Raw genomic sequence first — 6,796 nt, forward strand, 5'->3', positions numbered from 1 at the left:
GAGCACCATGAGCGCAACGCACAGGCCCGCGCTGGTGGTGGTCGGCAACGGCATGGCCGGGATGCGCACGGTCGAGGAACTGCTCGCGCTGGCCCCTGGCATGTACGACATCACCGTGTTCGGCGCCGAACCGCACGTGAACTACAACCGCATCATGCTCTCGCCCGTGCTGGCCGGCGACAAGACGCAGGACGACATCGTGCTGCATCCGCGCGCCTGGTACGCCGAGCATGGCATCACGCTGCACACGGGCGACCCGGTCGTGGCCATCGACCGCCGCCGCCGCATCGTGTGCTCGCAGTCGGGCGTCGAGGTGGCGTATGACCGCCTGCTGCTGGCCACCGGTTCGCAGCCGTTCATCGTGCCGGTGCCGGGCGCGGATCTGCCGGGCGTGGTGGGTTTTCGCGACCTCGATGATGTCGACACGATGCTGCAGGCGGCGCGCGACGGCCGGCACGCGGTGGTGATCGGCGGCGGCCTGCTGGGACTGGAAGCGGCCAATGGCCTGCTGCGGCGCGGGATGGACGTGACGGTCGTGCACCTGACCGGCAGCCTGCTGAACCAGCAGCTCGATGGCGATGCATCGCTGCTGCTCAAGGGCGCGCTCGAGCGGCGCGGTTTGCGCATCCTGCTGGGCGTGCAGACCGAGGCCATCCTGGGTGACGGCAAGGTGGCATCGGTGCGCCTGTCGGACGGCGTCACGCTGCCGGCCGACCTGGTGGTGATGGCAGCCGGCGTGCGCCCGAACGTGGCACTGGCACGCGCGGCCGGCCTGCATGTCGAGCGCGCGATCGTTGTCGACGACACGCTGCAAAGCTACGACCCGCGCGTGTATGCGGTGGGCGAATGCGTCCAGCACCGCCGCGCGACCTTCGGCCTGGTCGCGCCGATCTGGGAACAGGCGCGCGTCTGCGCGGCGCACCTGGCCGGCTTCGGGCACCGCCGCTATGTGCAGCAGGCCGTGGCTACCAAACTCAAGGTGACGGGGATCGATCTGTACTCGGCCGGCGACATCGTCGGCGGTCCGGGTACGCAAGACCTGGTGCTGCGCGACCGCCGCTCCGGCATGTACAAGCGCCTGGTCCTCGACGGCAATCGCCTCACGGGCGCCGTGCTGTATGGCGATGTGGCCGACGGCCCCTGGTATTTCGACCTGATCGGGCGCGGTGTCGACATCTCGGCGCTGCGCGACCGCCTGTTGTTCGGCCCTGCGTTGTGCGACGCGCAGGCTGCCTAGAAAGCGACTCCATGACCATCCAGATCCACGCTGTGCGTACCACCTGTCCTTACTGCGGCGTCGGCTGCGGCGTGAAGGCGACCGCGCTGCCCGGTGGCGGCGCGACGATCGAAGGCGACATCGACCATGCCGCGAACCGCGGCCGCCTGTGCGTGAAAGGCTCGGCGCTGGGCGAGACGCTCGATCTGGACAGCCGCCTGCTGCATCCGGCCGTGCGGCAGGGAGGGGCGCTGGCGCGCGCCAGCTGGGACGAGGCACTGGATACGGTGGCAGAAGGCTTCGCCCGCATCATCGCCGAGCACGGACCGGACGCGGTGGCGCTGTACGTGTCCGGCCAGATCCTGACCGAGGATTACTACGTCGCCAACAAGTTCATGAAGGGGTACGTCGGCAGCGCCAATATCGACACCAACTCGCGCCTGTGCATGTCGTCCGCCGTGGCCGGTCACAAGCGCGCTTTCGGCGAAGACGTGGTGCCGGGCTGCTACGAGGATTTCGAGCTGGCCGACCTGATAGTGCTGGTCGGCTCGAACGCGGCCTGGTGCCATCCGACGCTGTTCCAGCGCATCGTAAAAGCCAAGGAAGCACGCCCTGACTTGCAGATCGTCGTGCTCGACCCGCGCCGTACGGCCACCTGCGAGCTGGCGGACCTGCACCTGGCGCTCAAGCCCGGCAGCGACGTGGCGCTGTTCAACGGTCTGCTGGCGCACCTGGCGCGCAGCGATGCGTTCGATGCCCACTACGTCGCATCGCACACGACCGGCCTGGAGGCAGCGCTCGATGTCGCCAACGCAGGCGACGACGTCGCGCGTGTCTGCGGCCTCGATCCGGACGACCTGCAGGCGTTCTACGACCTGTTTGCCCGCACCGAAAAAGTGGTTACTGCATTCTCGATGGGCGTGAACCAGTCCAGCAGCGGCACCGACAAGGTCAACGCGATCATCAACTGCCACCTGGCCACCGGCCGCATCGGCCGGCCCGGCATGGGGCCGTTCTCGCTGACGGGCCAGCCCAATGCGATGGGCGGGCGCGAAGTGGGCGGCCTGGCCAATATGCTGGCGGTCCACCTGGACCTGGACAATGCCGGGCACCGCGACGCCGTGCGCACGTTCTGGGATGCGCCGCGCATCGCCGACAAGCCGGGCCTGAAAGCTGTGGACCTGTTCCGTGCGATCGAAGCGGGCAGCGTCAAAGCGGTGTGGATCATGGCGACCAATCCGGTGGTCAGCATGCCGGACGCCGACCAGGTGCGGCGCGCGCTGGCGGCCTGCGAGCTGGTGGTGGTGTCGGATGTCATGGCCAGCACCGACTTGGCGCCGTATGCGCATGTGGCGCTGCCGGCGCTGGCCTGGGGCGAGAAGGATGGCACGGTCACCAATTCCGAACGGTGCATCTCGCGCCAGCGCGCCTTTTTGCCGGCGCCGGGCGAGGCGCGGGCCGACTGGCGCGCGCTGTGCGATGTCGCGCAGCGCATGGGCTACGCCGGGTTCAACTTCGACAGCGCGCATGCGATCTTCGACGAACACGCGCGCCTGTCGGCCTGGAAGAATGACGACGATGGCCACCGCCGCGCATTCCGGCTCGATCCGCTGGTGGGGCTGAGCCGCGCCGCGTATGACGCGCTGCAACCGGTGCAGTGGCCGCTGAACGCAGACGGGGAGGGCACCGCGCGCCTGTTCGGCAGCGGTGGCTTTTCGTACCCGGACCGCAAGGCGCGCTTCATCGCGACGGGCGTGCGCGCACCGGCCAATGTGCCTTGCAGTGAGTTCCCGCTGGTGCTCAACACGGGCCGCCTGCGCGACCAATGGCACACGATGACGCGTACCGGCAAGTCGCCGCGCCTGGCCGGCCATGCGGCCGAGCCGTTCGTTGACCTGCACCCGCACGATGCGCTGCTCGCTGGCGTGCGCGAAGGTGAACTGGCCCGCATCAGCTCACGCTGGGGCGCGATGGTCGCGCGCGTGGCGCACGGCGGCGGTATCGCGCGCGGCGCCGCGTTCGTGCCGATCCACTGGAACGGCCAGACGGCGTCCGATGCGCGGGTGGGGGCACTGGTCAATCCGGCCGTCGACCCGGTGTCGGGCGAGCCCGAGTTCAAGCACACGCCGGTACGGATCGAGCCGTTCGGCGTGGCCTGGTATGGCTTCATCATGAGCCGGCACGATCTCGCCCTCGACCAGGTGGCGCACTGGACGCGGGTGCGCGGCAGCGGCTTCATTCGCTATGAGCTGGCCGGGCGCGCACCGGTCACGCCCGACATGGCGCGCGCGTTGCTGGGTGCCGGTGACGACGCCGATGCGGACGCCGACTGGATCGAGTACCAGGATCAATCGGCAGGCATGCTGCGCGCCGCGCTGCTGGTCGACGGGCGCCTCGAAGCCTGCCTGTTCGTGGCGCGCGTGCCCGATCTGCCAGCGCGCGCGTGGCTGGGTGGACTGTTCGCCGCCCCTGAACTGGGGCCGCGCGAACGGGCCACGCTGCTGGCCGGCCGCGCCGTGCAAGCCGGGCCCGACCCCGGACCGACGGTCTGCTCGTGCTTCGGCGTTGGCCGCAACACGATCTGCGCCGCGATCCGGGCCGGGGATCTGCAGACGCCGGGGCAGGTGACGGCCTGCCTGAAGGCGGGCGGCAACTGCGGCTCGTGCATCCCGGAGATCAAGTCGCTGCTGCACGAGGTGCGCTTCGCCGCCGCCGCCGCGGCGTGATCAGCCAGGCGGCGTTTTCGGGATGGGTTTGGAGGTGAGCAGACTGGCCACCACCGACCCTGCCAGGATCACCCCGACCACGCCCAGCGCGATGCCGGTCGGGATCTTGTAGATATCGAGCAGCAGCATCTTGATGCCGATGAAGATCAGGATCCCCGCCAGACCGTACTTGAGCAGGTGGAAGCGGTCCGCCATGTCGGCCAGCAGGAAGTACATCGCGCGCAGGCCGAGGATAGCGAACACGTTCGACGTGAACACGATGAACGGGTCGCTCGTGACGGCGAAGATCGCCGGAATCGAATCGACCGCGAAGATCACGTCCGTGATCTCGACCATGATCAGCACCACGAACATCGGCGTGGCAAAGCGCAGGCCGTCGCGCATGATGAAGAACTTCTCGCCATGGTATTCGTCGGTGATCCGCATGTGGCCGCGCAGCCATTTCAGCACCTTGTTGTCGGCCAGGTCGGGTTCGCTGTCGGCCGAGATCAGCATCTGGATACCGGTGTAGAGTAGGAATAGCCCGAAGATGTAGAGGATCCAGTGGAACTGGGCCAGCAGGAGCGCGCCCAGATAAATCAGGATCGCGCGCAGCACGATCGCGCCCAGCACGCCATACAGCAGCACGCGCTTCTGGTACTGCGGTGGCACACCGAAAAAGCCGAACAGGGTGATCCAGACGAACACGTTGTCGACCGCCAGCGATTTTTCGATCAGGTAGCCGGTGAGGTATTCAAGCGACTTGGCCTTGGCCACGACCGGGCCGGCAATGCCTTCCAGATACCAATAGAACCAGGCGCCAAAGGCCAGCGCCACCGAGATCCAGATCAGCGACCAGATGGCCGCTTCTTTGGTGCTGACCTTATGGTCGCCCGACGTTCTGAGGCCAAAGAAGTCGATGGCCAGCATGACGACGACGAACGCGGTGAAGGAGAGATAGAGAGTGGGTGTGCCGACCGATTCGATCATGTTGACTCCGTGGAGTGGCAATGGACGCTGGGGGCGCGTGCTGACCGGCACGCGCTGTCATTACAGCATGAATTTTTTGGGCATGCCGCACGCATGAAGGTCCTTGATGCGCGCGTTTGATGACGGGGGCTAAAGGCGAATGAGCCGCTTGTCAGGGCTGTATCGGGGCAGACAGCGGGTGATACAGAACGTGAGAAGTGCTCCAGGTTAGTGAAGAGCGCGAAGTACACTTTTCGTAAAAATGATCAGGATAGACTGGTCGGACAGGCCGAAATCCTTGATCTCTAAACCGATTTTTGGCGTGGTGCGGGCTTGGGAAGAATGCGTAAACTCGCGCTCGATACGGTGGCGTACTGCGAGGGGATGACGAACGCTGCGAGAAGGCAGAAATTATCTTATCGAGCACGGCCTTGGCACAGAACAAGGCCATGCTGCGACGGGGATCATGATCAAACGAAACCCTACAAGTAGGTAACGCTGCCTCAGCTCCCAAGTTACGATTCCAAGCTACTTTAGAGCCGTTTTACCTTTAGCGACGCAGACCGCTCGCGCACTTTCATTGGCAGCAATGTGCGCAGCTGTTCGACCTACGCCAGACCCACAATCAGCGTGAGCTAGAGTGTAGTAGGCGGTAGTAACTTCCACGGGAACTTGCGCCCCACGCAATGTGACCATTATTGATTCAGTTTTCTTTTCTCTAATAGAACAGCCAATATCATTACCGGCCCAAGAGCGGATAGAACCTTCAGGCTCGAAGCTGAACGAGGAAAAGAATCGGCCTGCCGGCGCTTCGATCCATTTAAAATCTTTCACCTCATTGCCGCTATCGGACACGCAGCGCTCTTCCCCACCTGTTTTTTTCTCGAAGTTTTGAAGGTCTTCGGCGAATAGTTCCGATGTGAATGCAAGAACAAATAAAAAACTTGCTGCTTTTAAATTTTTCATTTTCTTACTCCAAGAAATTTGTAATGTAGGAAGGCGTACATTGAATGAATTGATGATTAATTCAGTTTACGTCAATTTACTTTCATTTTCAACTAACCCCAGCTTTGTTGTCAGTACTTTGCAAAGTATCGGCGCCGAGCCACTGCTAAAATTTGAATTGGAAAGCCGTCAATGGTTTGAACGAAATATTGCCGCCCGCAACGCCGCTTTCTATTCATTGGAAGGCTTTACGGACCATGTCGCCTCTTATTTATCTGGTCTTGATAACAGAGCCCGGTATCCGCTGGTTATCGAAGATTTCGGAGAAAAAATAATTGGTCGAGCGAACCTGAAAGATATTGATGGAGCGGAAAGATCGGCAGAAGTCGGCTGCCAGATTGCGGCGAACGCATGTGAATCTTACTCTAAGAAATTTGTAATTTAGGAAGGCGTATTTTCAGGCGTACACTGAATGAATTGATGATTAATTCAGTGTGCCTCAATTTGCTTTCATTTTCAACTGACCCCAGCTTTGTTGTCAGTACTTTGCAAAGTATTGACGCCGAGCTACTGCTGAAGTTTGAATTGGAAAGCCGTCAATGGTTTGAACGAAATATTGCCGCCCGCAACGCCGCTTTCTATTTATTGGAAGGCGTTACCGACCATGTCGCCTCTTATTTATCTTATCTGTCGTTCGGGATCAGGTCTGACATTTGGACACGGACTCTAACGTGGTCAAACGTGTTCGCCTTCCAACGCCATTGCTGAGGAAGGATGGGCTCGTTCCGGGCGCCGTCGCCTAAAACTGGAGATAGATGAAAACGTCAACTCTGAACGAATTGGAATTGTGCAACGCTGAGGCCGTTTCCAAATGTCAGACCTCGTATATTGAAGATGCCAGCGCACCAGTAGATAATATTGTTGATGTGGCCGGTCGGGGTGACACTGTTCAGACTGAGTG

Annotated in this window: 5 protein-coding genes; 3 read left to right on the forward strand and 2 right to left on the reverse strand. The window is 62.3% G+C overall.

The genetic code is table 11. The features are described 5' to 3' along the window. The first annotated feature begins 7 nt into the window (after positions 1 to 7). The gene (locus tag HD842_RS21975; RefSeq protein ID WP_183557592.1) at positions 8 to 1,237 is read left to right on the forward strand and encodes an NAD(P)/FAD-dependent oxidoreductase; all 1,230 of its coding nucleotides are present in this window, start codon (positions 8 to 10) and stop codon (positions 1,235 to 1,237) included. Between the two features lie 11 nt (positions 1,238 to 1,248). Further along, on the forward strand, positions 1,249 to 3,942 hold the full coding sequence (locus HD842_RS21980; protein ID WP_183557509.1) for a nitrate reductase: 2,694 nt from the start codon (positions 1,249 to 1,251) through the stop codon (positions 3,940 to 3,942). Here HD842_RS21980 and HD842_RS21985 read toward each other — a convergent pair whose 3' ends face one another. Together HD842_RS21985 and HD842_RS21990 are read right to left on the reverse strand one after the other, a co-directional pair. Further along, positions 3,943 to 4,911 carry a TerC family protein gene (locus HD842_RS21985; RefSeq protein ID WP_183557512.1) on the reverse strand — a complete coding sequence of 323 codons (969 nt, stop codon included), beginning with the start codon at positions 4,909 to 4,911 and terminating at the stop codon, positions 3,943 to 3,945. It lies immediately after the preceding gene. 507 nt (positions 4,912 to 5,418) lie between these two features. After that, positions 5,419 to 5,856 carry a hypothetical protein gene (locus HD842_RS21990; protein ID WP_183557514.1) on the reverse strand — a complete coding sequence of 146 codons (438 nt, stop codon included), beginning with the start codon at positions 5,854 to 5,856 and terminating at the stop codon, positions 5,419 to 5,421. A gap of 40 nt (positions 5,857 to 5,896) precedes the next feature. Here HD842_RS21990 and HD842_RS21995 point away from each other — a divergent pair, with 40 nt between their 5' ends. Then, entirely contained in the window at positions 5,897 to 6,280 is a 384-nt protein-coding gene (locus tag HD842_RS21995) for a GNAT family N-acetyltransferase (protein WP_183557517.1), read from the forward strand. The last annotated feature ends 516 nt before the right edge of the window (positions 6,281 to 6,796 follow it).

The organism is Massilia aurea (genome assembly GCF_014200505.1).
GTDB lineage: Bacteria > Pseudomonadota > Gammaproteobacteria > Burkholderiales > Burkholderiaceae_D > Telluria > Telluria aurea_B.

Excerpts from the sequence above, each read along its gene's own strand:
- HD842_RS21980 (WP_183557509.1), top strand. The coding sequence starts at position 1,249 with ATGACCATCCAGATCCACGCTGTGCGTACCACCTGTCCTTACTGCGGC.
- HD842_RS21975 (WP_183557592.1), top strand. The coding sequence starts at position 8 with ATGAGCGCAACGCACAGGCCCGCGCTGGTGGTGGTCGGCAACGGCATG.
- HD842_RS21990 (WP_183557514.1), bottom strand. The coding sequence starts at position 5,856 with ATGAAAAATTTAAAAGCAGCAAGTTTTTTATTTGTTCTTGCATTCACA.
- HD842_RS21985 (WP_183557512.1), bottom strand. The coding sequence starts at position 4,911 with ATGATCGAATCGGTCGGCACACCCACTCTCTATCTCTCCTTCACCGCG.